Here is a 20,459-nt window from a genome sequence, read left to right on the forward strand (position 1 = left end):
GTTTTTGTTGTCTGGTAGCGCGTTACTGCGTGGCGATGTAAGCCGGTGGCGGGTGCAGGTCGCCATTGCGCCCGGCCTTGGCCACTTGGCCGGGCAGTTCATGCCCAAGCAAGGCCGGCAAGCGACGGGACATTTGCAACAGGTGCGGCAGGTCGATGCCGGTGTGAATGCCGACCTCTTCGCAGAGGTTGACCAAATCTTCGGTGCAGATATTGCCTGACGCGCCCGGTGCAAACGGGCAACCGCCGAGGCCACCCAATGCCGCGTCAAACCGGCGGGCTCCAGCCTCGTAAGCGGCCAGCACATTGCACAAACCCAGGCCACGGGTATTGTGAAAATGCAGGGTCAGATCGCTGGCCGGCACCTGTTGCAGCACGCGCTTGACCAAACGTTCGACCTGTCGCGGATTGGCCATGCCGGTGGTGTCGGCCAACGTGATGCCCTGAATGCCCAACTCGCGATAGGCGTCGACTATTTGCAGCACGCGGTCTTCATCGATCTTGCCTTCGAACGGGCAGCCAAAGGTGGTGGCAATGCTGCCGTTGAGCCGCACCGGGTGGTCGGCGGCAAAGCTGACGATATCGCCAAACGCCGCCAACGATGCCTCGCAACGCATGCGCATATTCGCCAGGTTGTGGGTCTGGCTGGCGGACATCACCAGGTTCAGCTCATCGGCGCGCGACTCGATGGCGCGCTGGGCGCCCTTGAGGTTGGGGATCAGCGCCACATAAATCACACCGGCCCGGCGCTCAATGCCCTGGAACACCTGCTCGCCATCACGCAACGCGGGAATGGCCTTGGGCGACACGAACGAGCCCGCCTCGATCCGCGAAAAACCGGCCTGCGCCAGCGCGTTGATCAGCGTGATCTTGTCGGCGGTTTCAACCCACGTCGGTTCGATCTGCAAGCCATCGCGCGGGGACACTTCCTGCACGATCAGCGCGTCAGAATAATCAGTGATCATTGCACCACTCCCGCGGTCTTCAGGCGTTGGATATCGGCGCCGGTGAGGCCCAGGCTGCCGAGGATGTCATCGGTATGCTGGCCCAGGGTCGGGCCTTGCCAGTTCACACCGCCAGGGGTTTCGGAAAGTTTGGGCACAATGCCAGGCATCTTCACCGACACGCCGCCGGGCAATTGGGCATTGAGCAGCATGTCACGCGCCTGGTAGTGCGGGTCGCTGACGATATCGGCCACCGAGTAAATGCGCCCGGCCGGCACCTCGGCGGCTTCGAGCGCGCTGAGCACCTGGTCGATAGGCAGGCTGCTGGTCCAGTGGGTAATGGCCGCATCGAGCAGGCCACTTTTGGCGGCGCGGCCGTCGTTGTGGGCAAACTCCGGCGCTTCAGCCAGGTCGGCACGGCCGATGGTGTGCATCAGACGCTTGTAGATCGGGTCACTGTTGCCGGCGATCACCACATAGGCGCCGTCGGCAGTCAGGTAGGTGTTGGACGGCGCAATACCCGGCAAGGCGCCGCCGCTGCGCTCACGCACATGGCCGAGCATGTCGTATTCGGGCACCAGGCTTTCCATCAGGTTGAACACACTTTCGGCCAGTGACACATCGACAACCTGCCCCTCGCCCTGCCCGGTCTTGACCCGCAGCAGCGACATCAGCGCGCCGATCACCGCGTGCAACGAGGCGAGAGAGTCACCCAGGCTGACGCCAACCCGCGCCGGCGGAGAGTCGGGGTTGCCGGTGGTGTAGCGAATGCCGCCCATGGCCTCACCGATCGCACCAAACCCTGGGCGATCGCGGTAAGGCCCGGTCTGGCCGTAGCCGGAGATACGCACCAGAGTCAGCTTGGGGTTCAGCGCATGCAGCACGTCCCAACCCAGGCCAAGTTTCTCCAGGCCGCCGGGGCGCAGGTTTTCGATCAGCACGTCGGCGTCGCCCAGCAATTGCTTGATCAACCCCAGGCCTTCCGGGGACTTGAGGTCCAGGGCGAGCGACTTTTTGTTACGCGATTGCAGGTACCACCACAGCGATGTGCCTTCGTGCAGCTTTCGCCATTTACGAAGCGGGTCGCCTTGGCCCATGGCTTCGATCTTGATCACCTCGGCGCCAAACTCGGCCAGCATCCGCGCGGCGAACGGCGCGGCAATCAGCGTGCCGATTTCAATCACCTTGATACCGCTCAATGGCGCTGTCATGGGATGGTCCTCTTGTTCTTGGAATATGCAGCCAAGGCTAGAGGACAGAGGGAAGATAAATCCAACCGTCAGTTGGCAAGGAGCGTTCGCGAAATGCGAACGGCTATTGGCTGCCGGCGTCAGTCAGATCGCTATCGCGGGCAAGCCCGGCTCCCACAGGAGGAATGCGGCCCCTTGTGGGAGCCGGGCTTGCCCGCGATGAGGCCCACAGGGTTTCCTCACGTCAGTGGCGTGCGCAGGTAGTCAAACAACAACCGGCTCACCGGCGACAACTGCGCTTCATCACGCACCACCACAATCAAGCTGCGATCCGACCACGTGTCGGTCAGCGGCACCGCATGCAACCCCAGCGCGCGACCAAACAGCTCATAGGCCTTTTGCGGCAGGATGCCGATGCCCATATTCGCCTGGACCATCCGGCACATCGCATCAAACCCCGGCACATGGATACGCAGGCGCAGCATCTTGCCGGCCTCACGCGCAGCGGCATGGGTACGCATGTTGATCGAACTGGCGGCGTGCAGGCCCACGTAATCGCTGCCCAGGGTTTCCTCGAAGGCCAGGGTTTGGCGTGCGGCCAAGAGATGCTCCGCCGGCATCAACACCACCAGCTTGTCATGGCGATACAGCACACTGGGCAAGCCTTTGGTGTCAGTGTCGCTGGAGCAGATGCCCAGGTCTGCCACCCCGTCCAGCACGCCCTGGACCACGCCGTTGCTGGGGCGCTCTTCCAGATCAGTCTTGACCTCGGGGTGCCGTTGGGAAAAGTCGCGCAGGTCTTCCGGAAGGAACTGAATGATCGCCGACAGATTCGCCAGCATGCGCACATAACCGCGCACACCGTGGCTGTGTTCACCCAGTTCAAGGCCCATTTTCTCGACGTTGAACAGCATCTGCCGCGCATGGTGCAGCAATGTTTCGCCCGCCGCAGTCAGGTCCATGCCCTTGGCACGGCGCACGAACAGGCTCACGCCCAATACCTGCTCCAGCTCCATCAGGCGCTTGCTGGCTGCCGACACGGCGATGGCCTCACGGGCCGCAGCACGGGTCAGCGTGCCTTCTTCAAACACTGCAACGAACAGTTGCAGAGTGATCAGGTCAAGGCGACGCACCAGGCTTTTGTGCAGCATCAGCGCGGCTCGCTGGCCAGGCGATTGATCTCGGCCTGCTCCACCACGGCTTGCGGCGCGCCATGACGCGCCGCCGCCAACATCGCCAGGCCGACGGTCTCGGTGCTCACCACCCAGCTCGGTTTGACCCGACGAAAAAACGACAACAGCGGCCCGAGCACGGTATAGAACGATTGATACAGCGGCGTTTTCGAGCGCACGCCATGCAACGGCTGAATCACCCCGGGCCGAAACAGGTACACCGCCTTGAACGGCAAGCGCAGCAAGGCGTTTTCGGTCTTGCCCTTGACCCGCGCCCACATCGACTTGCCCGCCTCGGAGCTGTTGGTGCCGGCGCCGGACACATAGATAAAGGTCATCTGCGGATTGAGCCGCGCCAAGGTGCTGGCGGCGACCAGGGTGAGGTCATAGGTGAGGTGGGTGTACTTGGCTTCATTCATGCCCGCCGACGACACGCCGAGGCAGAAGAAGCATGCATCAAAGCCTTGCAGCAGGTTTTCCAGCGGCTGGAAGTCCAGCATGTCGCTGTGCAACACCTGGTGCAGCTTGCCGTGTTCCTGGGTCAGCGGCGTGCGGCCCACGGCGACCACTTCCTGCACGTCAGCGGCCAGCAGGCACTCGCGCAGCACGCCTTGGCCGACCATGCCGGTGGCGCCGAATAATAGAACTCTCATCAGGTGACCTCAGCGGCAAGCCGCAAGCTTCATGCTCAAGTTAAATACCGTTCAACTTGTAGCTTAACGCTTGCGGCGTGCAGCTGCCGCCTTTAGAACGCGCTGCGAAATATCTCCTCAATTTGTCGCTGATCCGCCCGGCGCGGGTTGGTCAGACCGCAGGCATCCTTCAACGCATTGGTGGCCAGCAGCGGAATGTCCTGCAACTTGGCGCCCAATTCGCGCAAACCGGCCGGGATCTCAACGTCATGGGCCAAGGCGCGAATAGCGACGATGGCCGCCTGGGCGCCCTCTTCCGGGGTAATGCCCTTGATATCGGCGCCCAAGGCGCGCGCCACGTCGCTCAAGCGTTTGGCGCACACGCTGGCGTTGAAGCTTTGCACATGGGGCAGCAACACCGCGTTGCACACGCCGTGGGGCAGGTCGTAGAGGCCGCCGAGTTGGTGGGCCATGGCGTGCACAAACCCCAGCGAGGCATTGTTGAAGGCCATCCCGGCGAGGAACTGCGCATACGCCATGTTTTCCCGCGCGGCTTTGTCGCTGCCATCACGTACCGCCAGACGCAGGTTGGCGCTGATCAGCTCCATGGCCTTGATCGCACAGGCATCGGTGATTGGCGTGGCGGCCGTGGACACATAGGCTTCGATCGCATGGGTCAGCGCATCCATGCCAGTGGCCGCCGTCAGCCCCTTGGGCATGCCGACCATCAGCGTCGGGTCGTTGACCGACAGCAGCGGCGTGACATTGCGGTCGACGATGGCCATTTTCACATGGCGGGTTTCATCGGTGATGATGCAGAAACGGGTCATCTCGCTGGCCGTGCCGGCGGTGGTGTTGATCGCCACCAGCGGTAATTGCGGCTTGCTCGACTGATCGACACCTTCATAGTCGCCGATGTGCCCGCCGTTGGTGGCGCACAACGCGATGCCCTTGGCGCAGTCATGGGGCGAACCGCCGCCCAGGGACACCACAAAATCACAGGCGGTGGCCTCCAGCATCGCCAGGCCTTTCTCGACGTTCTCCACATTGGGGTTGGGCTTGGCGCCGTCGTAGATCACCGAGTCAATGTCCTGCATCGCCAGCTTTTCGGCGATCATGCTGGCCACGCCGGCCTTGGCCAGCCCGGCGTCGGTGACGATCAGCGCCTTGCGAAAACCGTAGTTGCGGATGGCTGTCATGGCTTCGTCGAGGCAGTCGGTGCCCATGATGTTGACGGCGGGAATAAAAAAGGTGCTGCTCATGGTCAATCCTCGGAGGCGGTATGCCGACAGAATCAACCGCTAACGCGTGGCGCATCTTGATCAGGATCAACGCCCGCTCATGATAAAGTCACCACCCAGCCGATTTCGAGTAGACCCGCCGCAATGAAGGATTTCCAGGATATTGACGCCCACCTTGAAGACTGGAGCGCACTGCGCAGCGCCATCGACTTCAATGGGATTCTGATCGGCAATGGCGCCAGCCGTGCGATTTGGGAAGACTTTGCCTACGACTCGCTGTTCGAAAACGCCCGCACCGTCGAAGAAAAGCCCCTGAGCCCATCCGAACTCAGCGTGTTCGACGCCCTGCAAACCCGCAGTTTCGAGCAAGCGCTGGGCGCCTTGAAGACCACCAGCCGGGTCAACAAGGCACTGGCGGTCAGCTCGGCGGCGCCGCGCAACCGCTACTACGCAATCAAGGAAGCGCTGATCAACACCATCCACGCCGTGCACATTCCGTGGCGCCTGGTGCAGCCGTCGACACTGGCGACGATCAACACTGAACTGAAGCGCTACGCGACGGTGTTCACCAGCAATTACGATTTGCTCAACTACTGGGCGATTTTGCACACGCCGGGCATCGATGACCTGTTCCGCAGCGCCGACGCCAGCTTCGACCTGCGCAACACCCGCACCGACGCCACGCGCATCCTCTACCTGCACGGCGGCCTGCACCTGGTGCGCAACCTCGACGGCACCGCGCGCAAATTGCCGACCACCGAGAGCACCTTGCTCAGCAGCTTTGCAATAAACAACACGATCAAGACGTTGGACGATGTGCCGTTGTTTGTCAGCGAGGGCAAGGTGGAGGAGAAGCTCAAGACCATTCGCAGCTCGGATTACTTGTCGTTCTGCTACGAGCAATTGCTGAGTCATGAAGGCGCGTTGTGCATCTTCGGCCATGACTTGGGGGCTCAGGACAGCCACTTGGTGGACGCGATTCGCCAGGCCAGACTGACGACACTGGCAATCTCGGTGTCGGGCCGCAGTGACGGGTTTATCCGCCAGCAGAAGCGCCGGTATTCGCAGTTGTTTGACGGCAGTGGCGTGGAGCTGAAGTTCTTTGCGGCGCGTACGCATCCGTTGGGTAATGCCGCGTTGTCTGTGCCGGTCGAACGCTGATCCACTGAACAACGAAGATCAACTGTGGGAGCTGGCTTGCCTGCGATAGCGGTGTGTCAGTTAAGGCAATACTGACTGGCCCACCGCAATCGCAGGCAAGCCAGCTCCCACAGTGACTGTGTTCCAACCTGGGAACACGGTCACTCGTCGCTGCTGTGCACCACCACCAGCAACTGCGCCTGCACCTCTCCCACCGAGCGAATTCGGTGAGGTTTCTGTGCATTGAAGTGCAGCGCGTCGCCCCGCTCCAGAATCACCCGCTCATTCAAGAAGTCCACTTCCACCTGGCCTTCGTGCACGAACAAAAACTCCTCGCCCAGATGCTCCTTGAAGGTCTTGTCGGTGAATTCTGCCGGCGGGTAGATGATGAACGGCAGCAGGCTGCGCTCGCTGACCTGATGAGCCAGCACGGCATAACCCGGCGCGGTGTCGGGACGTTCGTGGCTGCGCACCAGGCTGTAGCTGTCGAGGCTGACGTTGTCTTCGCTGAACAGTTCTTCGACCTTCACGTTCAACGCCTTGGCCAGTTTCAGCGCGGCAGCAATCGACGGTGTGTTGAGCCCACGCTCGACCTTGGACAGATAACTCTTGGTCATCCCGGACTTTTCGGCCAGGGATTCCAGGGTTACGCCAAGTTTTTTTCTCAATAGTTTCAAACGGATAGACATGTGCTGCGGTTAATCCCTGCAGAAAAGGCAGAATCACGCTTGCCAATGACACAAAGTGTCATATAGCATCTTTAGTGTCATTTGCTCTAACCCAAAGGACACCGATATGGCCAAGACATTAGCACTTCCCAAAGACCAACTGGTCAAGCAAGCACTGATCCAGATGCAAAACAGCCTGGCGGATAATACGTGGACCGACCGGCAAAAGCTGGCGCTCACTTGCCGCATCCTGTTCGAACACGGACACGACTTCGGCCTGGCCGGGCAGATCACCGCACGTGGACCAACGCCTGGCACCTATTACACTCAGCAACTGGGCCTGGGTTTCGATGAAATCACCGCCAGCAATCTGTTACTGGTCAACGAAGACCTTGAAGTACTCGAGGGGCATGGCATTCCCAACCCGGCCAACCGTTTTCACACCTGGGTCTACCGTGGGCGGCCGGATGTGAACTGCATCATCCATACGCATCCCACGCATATTGCCGCGCTGTCGATGCTCGAAGTGCCGCTGCAGGTGTCGCATATGGACCTGTGCCCGCTGTACGAAGATTGCGCCTTCCTGGAAGCCTGGCCGGGCGTGCCGGTGGGCAATGAAGAAGGCGAAATCATCACAGCAGCTTTGGGCGACAAGCGCGCAATTCTGCTCTCGCACCACGGTCAGCTGTCCACCGGCGCAAGCATCGAGGAAGCCTGCGTGATCGCGCAGTTGATCGAACGGGCGGCCAAGTTGCAGTTGCTGGCAATGTCGGCGGGCACTATCAAGCCGATCCTGCCGGAACTGGGTCGCGAGGCCCATGACTGGATCTCCAAGCCCAAGCGCCATGGCGCCGCATTCAACTACTACGCCCGGCAGAACCTGCGCAAACACGCCGATTGCCTGAACTGATTGCCCTTTTTCAAGCGGAGACCTCCCATGTCCAACCCCACTATTCACGGCATCATCGGCTACACCATCACCCCGTTCAGCGCCGACGGCCAGCGCATTGACCTCGACGCCCTCGGCCGTTCCATCGACCGCCTGATCGACAGCGGCGTACACGCCATCGCGCCTTTGGGCAGTACCGGTGAAGGCGCGTATTTGAGCGATGCGGAGTGGGATGAGGTCAGCGCCTACAGCCTTGCGAAAATCGCCAGGCGCGTACCCACTGTTGTCAGCGTGTCTGACTTGACCACCGCCAAGGCCGTGCGTCGCGCCCGTTATGCCGAAGCCAATGGCGCCGATGTGGTGATGGTGCTGCCGGCCTCGTACTGGAAACTCAGCGAAGCGGAAATCCTCGCCCACTACGCCGCGATTGGCGACAGCGTCGGCGTGCCGATCATGCTTTACAACAACCCGGCTACCAGTGGCACGGACATGTCGGTGGACTTGATCCTGCGCATCGTCAAGCAGGTGGCGAACGTGACCATGGTCAAGGAAAGCACCGGCGATATTCAGCGCATGCACCAGTTGCGCCGCCACAGCGACGTGCCGTTTTACAACGGCTGCAACCCGCTGGCGCTGGAAGCCTTCGCGGCGGGTGCCAAGGGGTGGTGCACGGCCGCGCCGAACCTGATCCCGCAGCTGAACCTGGAGTTGTATGACGCGGTGCTGGCCAATGACCTGACACTGGCGCGGGAGCTGTTCTATCGCCAGTTGCCGTTGCTGGAGTTCATCCTCAAGGGCGGTTTGCCGGCGACGATCAAGGCCGGGTTGCGGCTGACCGGCCTGGAGGCGGGCGATCCACGCTTGCCGGTGTTCCCGTTGGGTGAGGCTGGGATCGAACAGCTCAAAGCATTACTGCGCTAAAACCGCGGTCCTCTGTGGGAGCTGGCTTGCATCGCTATCGCAGGCAAGCCAGCTCCCACATTTTTGAACCCATGAACCCGTTACATAGAGACAAATGACAATAGTTCTCGATATCATTCGCGACTTATCTACGTCGTGCTTCCTCAAGAAGGATATCCATGTCTCGTCCCAAGCCCGACCCGTTGTCGGCCGATGCCTTTCGCGGGTTTTATGCAGATATCCTGCATTTCCTGCGCAAGCGCACGGACAACGCCAACGACGCGGCGGACATGACCCAGGATGTCTTCACCCAGTGGCTGGACTACCGCGACCGCGCCAAGGTCGAGCAGCCACGGGCGTTTCTGTTCCAGATGGCGCGCAACCTGTTGCGCGATCACTGGCGTAAACAGAAGGTACGCCAAAGCGCTCACTCCGACCCGGCCGACGCTGACACGGAGCCGGTCACCGACGCACAAAACGACCCCATGGCCGCCGCGCAGCGCCTGCAACGCCTGGAACAGTTGAAAGAAGTCCTTGCCGAACTCTCGCCCCGCAGGCGAGAAGCCCTTATGCTGCACCGCTTCGAAGGCTTGAGCCAGGCGCAGATCGCCGAACGCATGGGCATTTCGACCAGCATGGTCGAAAAGCACATCGCTTTTGCCCTGCTGCATTGCAAGCGACGCCTTCAACCAGAACCCGGCACGGAGCAGCCAGAATGAACCGCCTGAGCGACATCGACGCCCTGGACATCGAAGCGAGCGACTCCATCGATGCCCAAGCCGCCAGCTGGTTTGCCCGCAACCGTAATGGCGCAGCACGGGCCGAGCGCAAAGCCTTTGCCGCCTGGCAGGCAACGCCCGCCCACGCCCGTGCCTATGCCGAATTCGAACAACTGTGGGACGACCTCGCCCAGTTGCAGCAACTGAATAAACCCGTACCGCTGCCCAAGCGTAAACCCTCGATAATGCGCCCGGCTCTGGCCGTGGCCGCCGCACTGGTCTGCGCCGTGCTGACGACAAATATCGGTGCACCCCGCGCGCTGTTCCACAGCCAGATTGCCGGGCACGCCAAAGGCATGCGCACCCTCGCCTTGCCCGACGGCAGCACGCTGTATGTGAATGCCAACACCCACCTGCGCGTGGACTTCAATGCGCATCAACGCATCCTGCACCTGGACAAGGGCCAGGTCTTTATCGAAGTTGCCGCCGACAAAGAGCGCCCGCTCTACGTGCAAGCCGGCGAGGCCAATGTGCGGGTGGTCGGCACCGGGTTTGACGTGCGACGCAGCCAGCAACAACTGGTGGTCAGCGTCGCCCACGGCCAGGTCGCCTTCGAGCCGGACGCCAAAAGCCCGGTGGCGTTGCTTAGCGCCCAGCAACGTGCCACGTACAGCTACGCCAAGGGCACCGTGCAGCAACAGACACTCACCACCGAAGAAGTGGCCGACTGGCGCAGTGGGCACCTGTCGTTTCGCAATCGGGAGTTGGCCAGCCTGATCGATGAACTGAGCCTCTACCGGCCTCAAGCGCCCTTGCAGGTCAACAAAGCCGTGGCGCAACTGAAGGTCTCGGGCAATCTGGATGTGAATGACCCGGATGCCCTGCTCAGCGCCCTGCCCGCGCTGCTGCCGGTTAAAACCGTGGCCTCGGCCGATGGCATTGTCCGCATCGAACCACTCAAGTAAGGCCTGCAAGCATCACACTTGAGAATATTTTGCATTCGCATGTGTGGTTTTTTGCAGCTGCCCCGTCTTCCTCCCGACTGTGTTGGATACGCACACCTTTTGGCTATTTAGCCACCCCGGGGGATTTCATGTTTCGCGCGCCTTGCCACGCTCCGCACCTGTTTCTTCGACCGACCCTTATTGCCAGCTGCATGGCCTTGAGCCTCAACGCCCAGGCCGAGTCGCTCAGGCTGCAACTGCCCGCCCAATCGCTGGCCACGTCCCTGAGCTTTGTCGCGCAGCAGGCGAAAATCCAGCTGTTGTTCGATGAGACACTGCTCAAACATGTGCAGGCGCCGGCGCTCAACGGTGAATTCAGCCCGGAAGTGGCGATTCGCAGCCTGCTGAAAAACGGCGAGTTCACCCTGATCAAAGTCGGCAGCACCTACGTGGTGCGCCCCGACGAGGGCAAGACCACCCACAGCGGCGCCATCCAGCTGGATGCCCTCAGCGTGATCGGCACCGGTAACGAAGTCGACTCCAGCACCGTCAACCGCTCGACCATGACCCAGGCCGACATTGACCGCTACCAGTCCAACAACATCCCCAGCCTGTTGCAGACCTTGCCCGGCGTGAGCCAGGGCGGCTCACTGAAACCTGGTGGCCAGACCATCAATATTCGAGGTTTCGGCGATGCCGAAGACGTGCCGATGACCGTCGACGGCGCCACCAAAACCGGCTTTGAGCGCTACCAGCAAGGCACCGTGTTTATCGAGCCGGAGCTGATCAAGAGCATCGAGGTCGAGAAAGGCCCCAACTCACCGTTCACCGGCAACGGCGGTTTTGGCGGTACGGTCAACATGACCACCAAGGACGCCCCGGACCTGCTGCAAGACGGTCGCAACAGCGGCGCGATGCTCAAATACGGTTACTCCAGCAATGACCACGAACAGATCTACAGCAGTGCCGTGTACGGCCGCACCGACGACGGGCGTTTCGACGCGCTGGCCTACCTGACCCAGCGCGACGGCGGCGACATGAAGGTGGCCGCCAAACTGCCCAACGACAACAACGAATACCCGGTCAACCCGCAGCGCCTGCCCAACAGTGCCCAGGATGTGGACGGCAAACTGTTCAAGGTCAACGCCCACTTCACCGAGGAGCACAGCGTTGGTCTGTCTTACTCGCGCTCCCACAGCAACCGCTGGACACCATTCTCCGCCGCCAGCTACCCGACGCCGCCGACCCAGGCCAACATCGACCGCTACGGTTACGAAAACGCGCTGAAGCGTTTTTTAGCCCAGCGTGACACCACTGACACCACCTGGTCAGGCAAGTACGAATACACGCCGGTGAATAACCCGCTGATCGACCTGACCGTCAAATATTCCCAGTCCAATACCGACCAGACCGACGAACGCGACGCCACCGCGTTTTTCCAACTGGCCACCGGCGGGCGCAAGATGGACACCGCCTACACCGACAAGAACCTCGACATCCGCAACGTCAGCCTGTTTGACACCGGCCCCTTGCAGCATGCGGTGACCGTCGGCGGGCAAATCCGCAAGCACATCCGCGAAACCGAAATGTGGATGCCCGGCACCACCTACAACACCGCGCGCTACAACTACGGGCACTTCCAGCCGGGTTTCATGCCCCACGGCAAGGTCGACACCAACAGTTTCTTTGTCCAGGACGCAGTCACCGTGGGCGATTTGACCATCACCCCGTCGCTGCGCTACGACCATGTGCGCAACCGTGGCGAAGGCAATGACGCGCCGTACTACAACAACCCGAATCCGTCCTTCGGCCACGATTACAGCGACCGCACTTACACCGGCTGGTCGCCGCGCCTGGCGCTGTTCTGGAACGTCACGCCGAACCTGGGGCTGTTCGCCAACTGGAGCAAGACTTGGCGTGCGCCGGTGATCGACGAGCAATATGAAGTGCAAGGCCTGGGCAGCCGCACCGCCACCAGTGTCGACCTCGACCCGGAACGCATCACCTCGATCACGTTGGGCGGCGTCACCAGCTTCGACCACCTGATCGCCCAGAACGACAACCTGCAAGTGCGCGCCACACTGTTCCACAACAAAGTCGAAGACGAAATCTTCAAGGCCACTGGTGTTGGTTGCCAAAACCAGGCCATCAACGGCGGCACCATTGCCAACGCTTGCCCGCCTGGGGCGATGTCCAACTACCGCAACATCGGCGGCCTGACCATCAAGGGTTTTGAGCTGGAGTCTTTCTACAACTCCACCTACCTGTTCGGCTCGGTGTCGTTCGCCTACGCCAAGGGTGAACACGAAGGCGCGTACACCAACCCGTGGGGGCCGGATGTACCGGCACGTGACATTCCACCGACCAAATGGGTGCTGGTAGTGGGCACCAACATCCCGGCCTGGGATGCCCAGGTGGGCTGGATGGGCCAGTTCATTGGCGCGACCGATCGCTTGCCGAGTGACAAATATTCCGGCGGCCCGGGCAGCAGTTTGGGCGACCTGTTCTACGACCAGTACGGCAACAAGGCCTACAACACCCAAGGCCTGTTCGCCAAATGGAAACCGCAACAGGCCTACCTCAAAGGCACCGAGGTGAACTTCACCGTGGACAACCTGTTCAACAACAACTTCCGCCCGGCCTTGAGCGGTGATCGTGCCTACACCAAGGGCCGCGATGCGAAGGTCAGCATTACGCGGTTCTTCTAAAGACCAGGGTGACGCCATCGCAGGCAAGCCAGCTCCCACAGAAGATCTCGGTCAACCAGGCAATAGAGATCAACCCCAGGCAAGCCAGCTCCCACAGGAGATCTCGGTCCATCAGACGATAGAGATCAACTGTGGGAGCCGGGCTTGCCCGCGATGGCGCCGTGCCTGCCAGCTTAAAGATTGAAACTGTACGGATAAATCTGCGACCAGCTGTAGGCCCTTAATCAGCGAGGGTTGTGGCTAGATGGGCTTCCCTTGAAGCCCTCCAGATTCTGGTCCCCACTCATGAGCTCGCGCGAAAACACCGGCATGGCCCTCGGCCTGCTGGGCGTCGTCATCTTCAGCCTGACTTTGCCCTTCACCCGTATCGTGGTGCAGGAAATCCACCCCTTGCTCAATGGCCTCGGGCGCGCCTTGTTCGCGGCGATCCCGGCAGCAGCGCTGTTGTTGTGGCGACGCGAGCGCTGGCCAACCTGGCGCCAGGTGCGCGGACTGTGCCTGGTGATTGCCGGGGTGATCCTGGGTTTCCCGGTGTTGTCGGCCTGGGCCATGCAAACCTTGCCGGCGTCCCATGGCGCGCTGGTCAACGGTTTGCAACCGCTGTGCGTGGCACTGTATGCGGCGTGGCTGTCACATGAACGGCCGTCAAAAGCCTTCTGGGCCTGCGCAGCGCTGGGCAGTGCGTTGGTGCTGAGTTATGCGTTGATCACCGGCGCGGGCAGTATCCAGGCCGGCGATTTGCTGATGCTCGGCGCGATTGCCGTGGGCGGCCTGGGGTATGCCGAAGGCGGCCGGTTGGCCAAGGAAATGGGCGGCTGGCAGGTGATCTGCTGGGCGCTGGTGCTGTCGACGCCAGTATTGATCGGCCCGGTGTGGTACCTGGCGGCGCAGCATCAAGGCGCGATTTCCATGCGCACCTGGTGGGCGTTTGGGTATGTATCGCTGTTCTCGCAGTTTTTGGGGTTCTTCGCCTGGTACGCCGGGCTGGCCATGGGCGGCATTGCGCGGGTCAGCCAGATTCAGCTGTTGCAGATCTTCTTTACCATCGCGTTTTCGGCGTTGTTCTTTGGTGAACATATCGAGCCGATTACCTGGGTGTTTGCGTGTGGCGTGATCATTACGGTGATGCTCGGGCGCAAGACGGCGGTGCAGCCTGCACCGGCTTGTGTGGGAGCTGGCTTGTCGAATCGTCGCACCGCTGCGATGCAGACACCTCGGTCTATCAGCAAACCCAGGTGATGCCATCGCAGGCAAGCCAGCTCCCACAGGAGACCGCATTCAGTTCAAGAAGCCATCCGCGCGCAGCAGGGTTTCCAGGCAGTGTTCGCTGATGTGATAGAACGCCTTCAGCTCCTGGATTTTTTCCAACAGTTGCGCATTGTCCACAGGCTCGGTGCGCTTGACCGCCAGAATCATCTTGTTCTTGTTGGTGTGTTCCAACGAAATGAACTCGAACACCTTGGTCTCGTAGCCACAGGCTTCCAGGAACAACGCACGCAAGCTGTCGGTGACCATTTCCGCTTGCTGGCCCAGGTGCAGGCCGTACTGCAGCATCGGCTTGAGCAGCACCGGGCTCTGGATCTGCAGGCGGATCTGTTTGTGGCAGCACGGCGAGCACATGATGATCGACGCACCGGAACGGATGCCGGTGTGGATCGCGTAGTCGGTGGCGATATCGCAGGCATGCAGGGCGATCATCACATCCAGTTCGCTGGGCGCCACACTGCGCACATCACCACACTTGAACACCAGCCCCGGATGCTCCAGGCGTGCGGCGGCGGTGTTGCACAGGGTTACCATGTCTTCACGCAATTCCACACCCGTCACTTCGCCCTCGGCCTTGAGGGTGTTGCGCAGGTAATCGTGAATGGCGAACGTCAGGTAGCCCTTGCCCGAACCGAAATCCGCCACGCGCACCGGCTGGTCAAGCTTCAACGGCGATGAGGTCAGCGCATGGCTGAACACTTCGATGAACTTGTTGATCTGCTTCCATTTGCGCGACATCGATGGGATCAGCGCCTGCTTGGCGTCGGTGACGCCCAGGTCCGCGAGGAAGGGTCGGCTCAAGTCGAGGAAGCGGTTTTTCTCGCGGTTATGCTCAGCAGAAGGCGCCTCGCGCAATTGCTGCGGCTTGCTTTTGAACAGCGAGCTTTTGTTCTTTTTGCTGTATTCCAGCTGGGCTTCGTCGGTCAGCGACAACAGGTGCGCATTCTTGAACGACGCCGGCAGCAGCGCGGCAATTGCCGCCACGCCTTCGGCCAGCGGGAAGTTCTTGGTAATGTCGCGGGTCTTGTAGCGATAAACAAAGGACAGGCACGCCTGCTCCTTGACCACGACCTGCTTGATGATCAGCCGCTGCAACTCGGCTTCTTCGCCGACGTACTTGGCCAGCACCAGCTTGATAAACGCGTTCTGCGCGAGGCTTGCGCTCAGCAGTTCGATGAACTGGGCGTGATGATCCGGCGCAGGGCTGGCAGGTTGAGCGGTGACAGACATGAACAAAAACGCCTCGGGCAAAGAATGCCGGGCATTTTAGGGGGGATGAAGGTTTAGAGCACGGGGTTATTTGATCAACGGTCGCTCAGCCGCCGCAAATCAAATGCGGGAACCACTTTTCTCTGGAAACTGACTTATGTGGAGGGCTGGCTTGTGTGGGAGCTGGCTTGCCTGCGATGGCATCACCTGGGTTTTCTGATGGGCCGAGGTGTCTGCATCGCAGGCAAGCCAGCTCCCACACAAGCCCGGCTCCCACAGAAAAGCAGCTATTCCAGCACTATCAGGCGGTTAGGCAGCTCATTACGCGTCTGCGTCACCGGCACATGCACCTTCAGCAATTCACCACACGCCTCGATGCAGGCAATAAACCCCGCCAGCGTCTGCCCCTGCTTCACCTGCTGGGTGAATGCCTTGACGATCTCATCCCAACTGCTGTCATCCAGGTGCCTGGAAATACCATCGTCCACCAGAATCTCCACATACCGCTCCGCCTCGCTGACAAAAATCAGCACGCCGGTGCTGCCCAGCGTGTGGTGCAGGTTTTGCTCCAGGAACTGTCGACGGGCCAGGTTCGATGCACGCCAGTGGCGTACCGAACGCGGAATCAGGCGGGTGGTGACCTTGGGCAGGCGAAACACCAGGCACAACACAATGAAGGTCGCCCATTGCGCCAACAGCAAGGTGTACATGGTCAGGTAGCCCGACAGGTAGTGCACGATGCCAGGCACCACCAAGGCGATCAGGCTGGCCCACAGCAGCGGGATATAGGCGTAATCATCCGCGCGCGCGGCCAGCACGGTGACCAGCTCGGCGTCGGTGGTTTTTTCGACGCGTGCGATCGCTTCGGCGACTTGGCGCTGCTCGTGTTCAGTCAGTAATGCCATGGTTGTAGATGCTCTGTTCTAGTTATTGTCATTACCAGCCACCTGAGGCACCACCGCCGCCAAAACCACCGCCGCCGCCTCTGAAGCCACCACCGCCGCCCCCGCCACCGCCGCCGCGTCCACTGCTGCTGAGAATCGCCAGCAGGATAGCGCCAACGGGCAGCCCCAGCCGATTACACAGCCACAACACGCCGATCAGCAGGATGAACAAACCGATGGAAAACCCCGGATTATCCTTGGCAAAATTCGCATCCGCCACATGCGCCGGCACGGCCAGCGGCTCGCCGCCCACCACCTGAATCATGGCCGCAACGCCGTCGCTGATGCCCTGGCTGTAATTACCGGCCTTGAACTTGGGCGCGATCACCTGGTTGATGATCACCCACGACTGCGCATCGGTCAGCACGCCTTCGAGGCCATAGCCGACTTCGATGCGCAATTTGCGCTCATCGCGGGCGACGATCAACAGCGCGCCGTTGTCCTTGCCCTTTTGGCCGATGCCCCACTGGCGGCCCAATTGATAACCGTAGTCCTCAATGGGCACGCCCTGCAGGTCAGGCACAGTGACCACCACGATCTGGTCACCCGAAGTTTGCTCCAGCGCCTGCAATTGCTGGGTCAGCTGCGCACGTACCGCCGGGTCGATCATCTGCGCGGTGTCCACCACCCGCCCGGTCAAGGCCGGGAAGGTCAGCGCCGCCTGGGCCACGCCCACGCAGGCCAGCAGCCACAGCGCCAAGCCTATCCGTAATAAACGCATCGACACCTCAGAGAAGCCTTATTTGAACTTCACTTGCGGCGCTTTATCGGCGTCGGCACTGGTGGCTTCAAACGTGGCGCGGATCGGCAAGTCGCTGTACATCACGCTATGCCACAGGCGGCCGGGGAAGGTGCGGATCTCGGTGTTGTAAGCCTGCACCGCCTGGATAAAGTCGCGACGGGCCACGGCAATACGGTTTTCGGTGCCTTCAAGCTGAGACTGCAACGCCAGGAAGTTCTGGTTGGCTTTGAGGTCCGGGTAACGCTCGGACACCACCATCAGACGGCTGAGTGCGCCGCTCAAACCGTCTTGAGCCTGTTGGAACTGCTTGAGTTTCTCGGGGTTGTCGAGGGTGCTGGCATCCACTTGGATCGAGGTGGCCTTGGCCCGCGCCTCAATCACAGCGGTGAGGGTGTCTTGCTCATGGGCCGCATAGCCCTTGACCACTTCCACCAGGTTGGGAATCAGGTCGGCGCGGCGTTGGTATTGGTTTTGCACCTGGCCCCAGGCCGCCTTGGCCTGTTCGTCCAGGGTCGGAATGGTGTTGATGCCGCAACCGCTCAGCACCGTGCTGATCAGTAGCAAAGCCGCGGCCTTGAAGCCCCAGCGGTAATGTTGTGCTGCTTGCATAGTGTTTCTCCTGCCCAATCTGGATGGAATGTGACGACTAACCCTATAAACCGCGCGCTTGGGGCATAATCCGCCACCACTGGATTGCGTCGAGCCAATCAGCTAAAAAGATGCCCAGCGCGAATAAGAGTTCACAAGTGTGGTGCATTTACTGCAATAACACTCGAACAACAACATAGGTTCCCCCACATTTTGGCAGACCAGCGCATTTTCGCTGTGCAGTAGCCGAAAAAGGATATTCATGAAAAAGCTGTGTTTGCTCGGCCTTGTTGCCACTCTGGCCACCCACCCCGTCTGGGCAGAAACAAAGCCTGCTGCGCTTAAAGACAAGGACGCCTTCGTCAGCGACCTGCTCAAGCAGATGACCCTGGATGAAAAGATCGGCCAATTGCGTCTGATCAGCATCGGCCCGGAAATGCCCCGCGAGCTGATCCGCAAGGAAATCGCCGCCGGCCGCATCGGCGGCACGTTCAACTCGATCACCCGCCCGGAAAACCGTCCGATGCAGGACGCGGCCATGCGCAGCCGGTTGAAGATCCCGATGTTCTTCGCCTATGACGTGATCCACGGCCACCGCACCATCTTCCCGATCAGCCTGGCCCTGGCCTCCAGCTGGGACATGGACGCCATCGGCCGCTCCGGGCGCATCGCCGCCCAGGAAGCCGCCGCCGACAGCCTCGACATCACCTTTGCGCCGATGGTCGACATCTCCCGCGACCCGCGCTGGGGCCGCACCTCCGAAGGTTTTGGTGAAGACACCTACCTGGTCTCACGCATTGCCGAAGTGATGGTCAAGGCGTTCCAGGGCGTAAGCCCGGCAAATGCCGACAGCATCATGGCCAGCGTCAAGCACTTCGCCCTGTATGGCGCGGTGGAAGGCGGTCGCGACTACAACGTGGTCGACATGAGCCCGGTCAAGATGTACCAGGACTACCTGCCGCCGTACCATGCGGCGATCAAGGCCGGTTCCGGCGGCGTGATGGTGGCGCTCAACTCGATCAACGGCGTACCGGCCACCGCCAACACCTGGCTGATGAACGACCTGCTGCGCAAGGACTGGGGCTTCAAAGGTTTGGCCGTGAGCGACCATGGCGCGATCTTCGAGCTGATCAAGCACGGCGTGGCCAAGGACGGGCGTGAGGCTGCCAAGCTGGCGATCAAGGCCGGCATCGACATGAGCATGAACGACTCGCTGTACGGCAAGGAATTGCCCGGCCTGCTCAAATCCGGCGAAATCGAGCAAAGCGACATCGACAATGCGGTGCGCGAAGTGCTCGGCGCCAAGTACGACATGGGCCTGTTCAAAGACCCGTACCTGCGCATCGGCAAGGCTGAAGATGACCCGGCCGACACCTATGCCGACAGCCGCCTGCACCGCAGCGATGCGCGCGATATTGCACGCCGCAGCCAGGTCTTGCTGAAAAACCACAACAACACCCTGCCGCTGAAAAAATCCGCGACCATCGCGCTGGTAGGCCCGCTGGCCAAGGCCCCGATCGACATGATGGGCAGTTGGGCCGCCGCCGGTAAGCCTGAACAATCCGTCACGCTGCTGGACGGCATGAACGCTGTAATCGGCGACAAAGGCAAAATCATCTACGCCCGTGGCGCCAACATCACCAATGACAAGGCCGTGGTCGACTACCTCAACTTCCTCAACTTCGATGCGCCGGAAGTGGTCGATGACACCCGCCCAGCCCAGGTGATGATCGACGAAGCGGTCAAGGCCGCCAAGGCAGCCGACGTAGTGGTCGCGGCCGTGGGCGAGTCCCGTGGCATGTCCCACGAGTCTTCCAGCCGCACCGACCTGAACATCCCGCAAAGCCAGCGCGACCTGATCAAGGCGCTCAAAGCCACCGGCAAACCGCTGGTATTGGTGCTGATGAACGGCCGCCCGCTGTCGATTGTGGATGAAAACAAAGAGGCTGACGCGATCCTGGAAACCTGGTTTGCCGGCACTGAAGGCGGCAACGCCATCGCCGACGTGCTGTTCGGTGACTACAACCCATCGGGCAAGCTGCCGATCACCTTCCCACGTTCGGTGGGGCAGATTCCTACCTACTACAACCACCTGAGCATCGGCCGGCCGTTCACCCCAGGCAAGCCGGGCAACTACACCTCGCAGTACTTCGATGACGTTACCGGGCCGCTGTTCCCGTTCGGTTATGGCTTGAGCTACACCACGTTCAGCCTGTCGGACATGGCGCTGTCGTCCACCACCCTGAACAAGACCGGCAAGCTTGATGCCAGCGTCACCGTGAAGAACACCGGTAAAGTCGATGGCGAAACCGTAGTGCAGTTGTACATCCAGGACGTGGCCGGCTCGATGATCCGCCCGGTTAAAGAGCTGAAGAACTTCCAGAAAGTCATGCTCAAGGCCGGTGAAGAGCGCACTTTGCACTTCACCATCAGCGAGGAAGACTTGAAGTTCTACAACACTCAACTCAAGTTCGCGGCAGAACCGGGCGAGTTCAATGTGCAGATCGGGTTGGACTCCCAGGATGTGCAGCAGCAGACGTTCGAGTTGTTGTAATGATCGTTCC

18 protein-coding genes are annotated in these 20,459 nt (G+C 60.9%); 8 read left to right on the plus strand and 10 right to left on the minus strand.

All coding sequences use genetic code 11. From position 1 onward, the window contains the following. Positions 1-22: 22 nt before the first annotated feature. The 5 genes from AB4P96_RS24285 to yiaY all read right to left on the minus strand — a co-directional run bounded on the left by AB4P96_RS24285 (position 23) and on the right by yiaY (position 5,199). Positions 23-964 carry a hydroxymethylglutaryl-CoA lyase gene (locus tag AB4P96_RS24285; RefSeq protein ID WP_395600164.1) on the minus strand — a complete coding sequence of 314 codons (942 nt, stop codon included), beginning with the start codon at positions 962-964 and terminating at the stop codon, positions 23-25. Next, entirely contained in the window at positions 961-2,154 is a 1,194-nt protein-coding gene (locus AB4P96_RS24290) for a CaiB/BaiF CoA-transferase family protein (protein ID WP_236463060.1), read from the minus strand. Before AB4P96_RS24290 ends, AB4P96_RS24285 begins: the two co-directional genes overlap by 4 nt. A gap of 218 nt (positions 2,155-2,372) precedes the next feature. Beyond that, complete coding sequence (locus AB4P96_RS24295) at positions 2,373-3,284, minus strand: LysR family transcriptional regulator (protein WP_395600165.1); 912 nt, start codon at positions 3,282-3,284, stop codon at positions 2,373-2,375. Then, the gene (locus tag AB4P96_RS24300; RefSeq protein ID WP_138453635.1) at positions 3,284-3,958 is read right to left on the minus strand and encodes an NAD(P)H-binding protein; all 675 of its coding nucleotides are present in this window, start codon (positions 3,956-3,958) and stop codon (positions 3,284-3,286) included. The genes AB4P96_RS24295 and AB4P96_RS24300 overlap by 1 nt, the downstream gene beginning before the upstream one ends. A gap of 92 nt (positions 3,959-4,050) precedes the next feature. Further along, entirely contained in the window at positions 4,051-5,199 is a 1,149-nt protein-coding gene (gene yiaY, locus AB4P96_RS24305; protein WP_017137278.1) for an L-threonine dehydrogenase, read from the minus strand. 123 nt (positions 5,200-5,322) lie between these two features. On the opposite strand from yiaY, the gene AB4P96_RS24310 reads away from it, so the two are divergent. After that, positions 5,323-6,339, plus strand: coding sequence for a DUF4917 family protein (locus AB4P96_RS24310; protein WP_099548612.1), 1,017 nt, complete (start codon positions 5,323-5,325; stop codon positions 6,337-6,339). A gap of 140 nt (positions 6,340-6,479) precedes the next feature. Here the strand turns inward: AB4P96_RS24310 and AB4P96_RS24315 are convergent, their stop codons facing one another. Next, complete coding sequence (locus AB4P96_RS24315) at positions 6,480-7,007, minus strand: helix-turn-helix domain-containing protein (RefSeq protein ID WP_395600166.1); 528 nt, start codon at positions 7,005-7,007, stop codon at positions 6,480-6,482. A 106-nt stretch (positions 7,008-7,113) separates the two neighbouring features. On the opposite strand from AB4P96_RS24315, the gene AB4P96_RS24320 reads away from it, so the two are divergent. From AB4P96_RS24320 to AB4P96_RS24345, 6 genes are all read left to right on the plus strand, one after another. Continuing rightward, on the plus strand, positions 7,114-7,896 hold the full coding sequence (locus tag AB4P96_RS24320) for an aldolase (RefSeq protein ID WP_395600167.1): 783 nt from the start codon (positions 7,114-7,116) through the stop codon (positions 7,894-7,896). A 27-nt stretch (positions 7,897-7,923) separates the two neighbouring features. Continuing rightward, on the plus strand, positions 7,924-8,796 hold the full coding sequence (locus tag AB4P96_RS24325; protein WP_017137274.1) for a dihydrodipicolinate synthase family protein: 873 nt from the start codon (positions 7,924-7,926) through the stop codon (positions 8,794-8,796). Positions 8,797-8,954: 158 nt separating this feature from the next. Then, on the plus strand, positions 8,955-9,494 hold the full coding sequence (locus AB4P96_RS24330; RefSeq protein WP_017137273.1) for an RNA polymerase sigma factor: 540 nt from the start codon (positions 8,955-8,957) through the stop codon (positions 9,492-9,494). Continuing rightward, positions 9,491-10,459, plus strand: coding sequence for a FecR domain-containing protein (locus AB4P96_RS24335; RefSeq protein WP_169985460.1), 969 nt, complete (start codon positions 9,491-9,493; stop codon positions 10,457-10,459). Before AB4P96_RS24330 ends, AB4P96_RS24335 begins: the two co-directional genes overlap by 4 nt. 128 nt (positions 10,460-10,587) lie before the next feature. Continuing rightward, positions 10,588-13,146, plus strand: coding sequence for a TonB-dependent receptor (locus AB4P96_RS24340; RefSeq protein ID WP_186618410.1), 2,559 nt, complete (start codon positions 10,588-10,590; stop codon positions 13,144-13,146). A 285-nt stretch (positions 13,147-13,431) separates the two neighbouring features. Continuing rightward, entirely contained in the window at positions 13,432-14,385 is a 954-nt protein-coding gene (locus tag AB4P96_RS24345; protein WP_017137270.1) for a DMT family transporter, read from the plus strand. 39 nt (positions 14,386-14,424) lie between these two features. Here AB4P96_RS24345 and AB4P96_RS24350 read toward each other — a convergent pair whose 3' ends face one another. The 4 genes from AB4P96_RS24350 to AB4P96_RS24365 form a co-directional block, all read right to left on the minus strand. After that, positions 14,425-15,642 (minus strand): SAM-dependent methyltransferase, encoded by a 1,218-nt coding sequence (locus AB4P96_RS24350; protein ID WP_017137269.1) that lies wholly within the window; start codon positions 15,640-15,642, stop codon positions 14,425-14,427. A gap of 266 nt (positions 15,643-15,908) precedes the next feature. Continuing rightward, positions 15,909-16,526 (minus strand): TPM domain-containing protein, encoded by a 618-nt coding sequence (locus tag AB4P96_RS24355; protein WP_186618408.1) that lies wholly within the window; start codon positions 16,524-16,526, stop codon positions 15,909-15,911. 31 nt (positions 16,527-16,557) lie between these two features. Then, complete coding sequence (locus AB4P96_RS24360; protein WP_026013717.1) at positions 16,558-17,286, minus strand: YgcG family protein; 729 nt, start codon at positions 17,284-17,286, stop codon at positions 16,558-16,560. A gap of 18 nt (positions 17,287-17,304) precedes the next feature. Continuing rightward, a complete protein-coding gene (locus tag AB4P96_RS24365) occupies positions 17,305-17,916 on the minus strand; it encodes a LemA family protein (RefSeq protein WP_017137266.1) in 612 nt (203 codons plus the stop codon). A 241-nt stretch (positions 17,917-18,157) separates the two neighbouring features. Between AB4P96_RS24365 and bglX the strand changes: the two genes are divergently transcribed. Then, positions 18,158-20,449, plus strand: a complete 2,292-nt coding sequence (gene bglX / locus AB4P96_RS24370) for a beta-glucosidase BglX (protein WP_017137265.1) — start codon at positions 18,158-18,160, stop codon at positions 20,447-20,449. The last annotated feature ends 10 nt before the right edge of the window (positions 20,450-20,459 follow it).

It is taken from the genome of Pseudomonas sp. B19125 (assembly GCF_044218855.1).
Classification (GTDB): Bacteria; Pseudomonadota; Gammaproteobacteria; order Pseudomonadales; family Pseudomonadaceae; genus Aquipseudomonas; species Aquipseudomonas edaphica.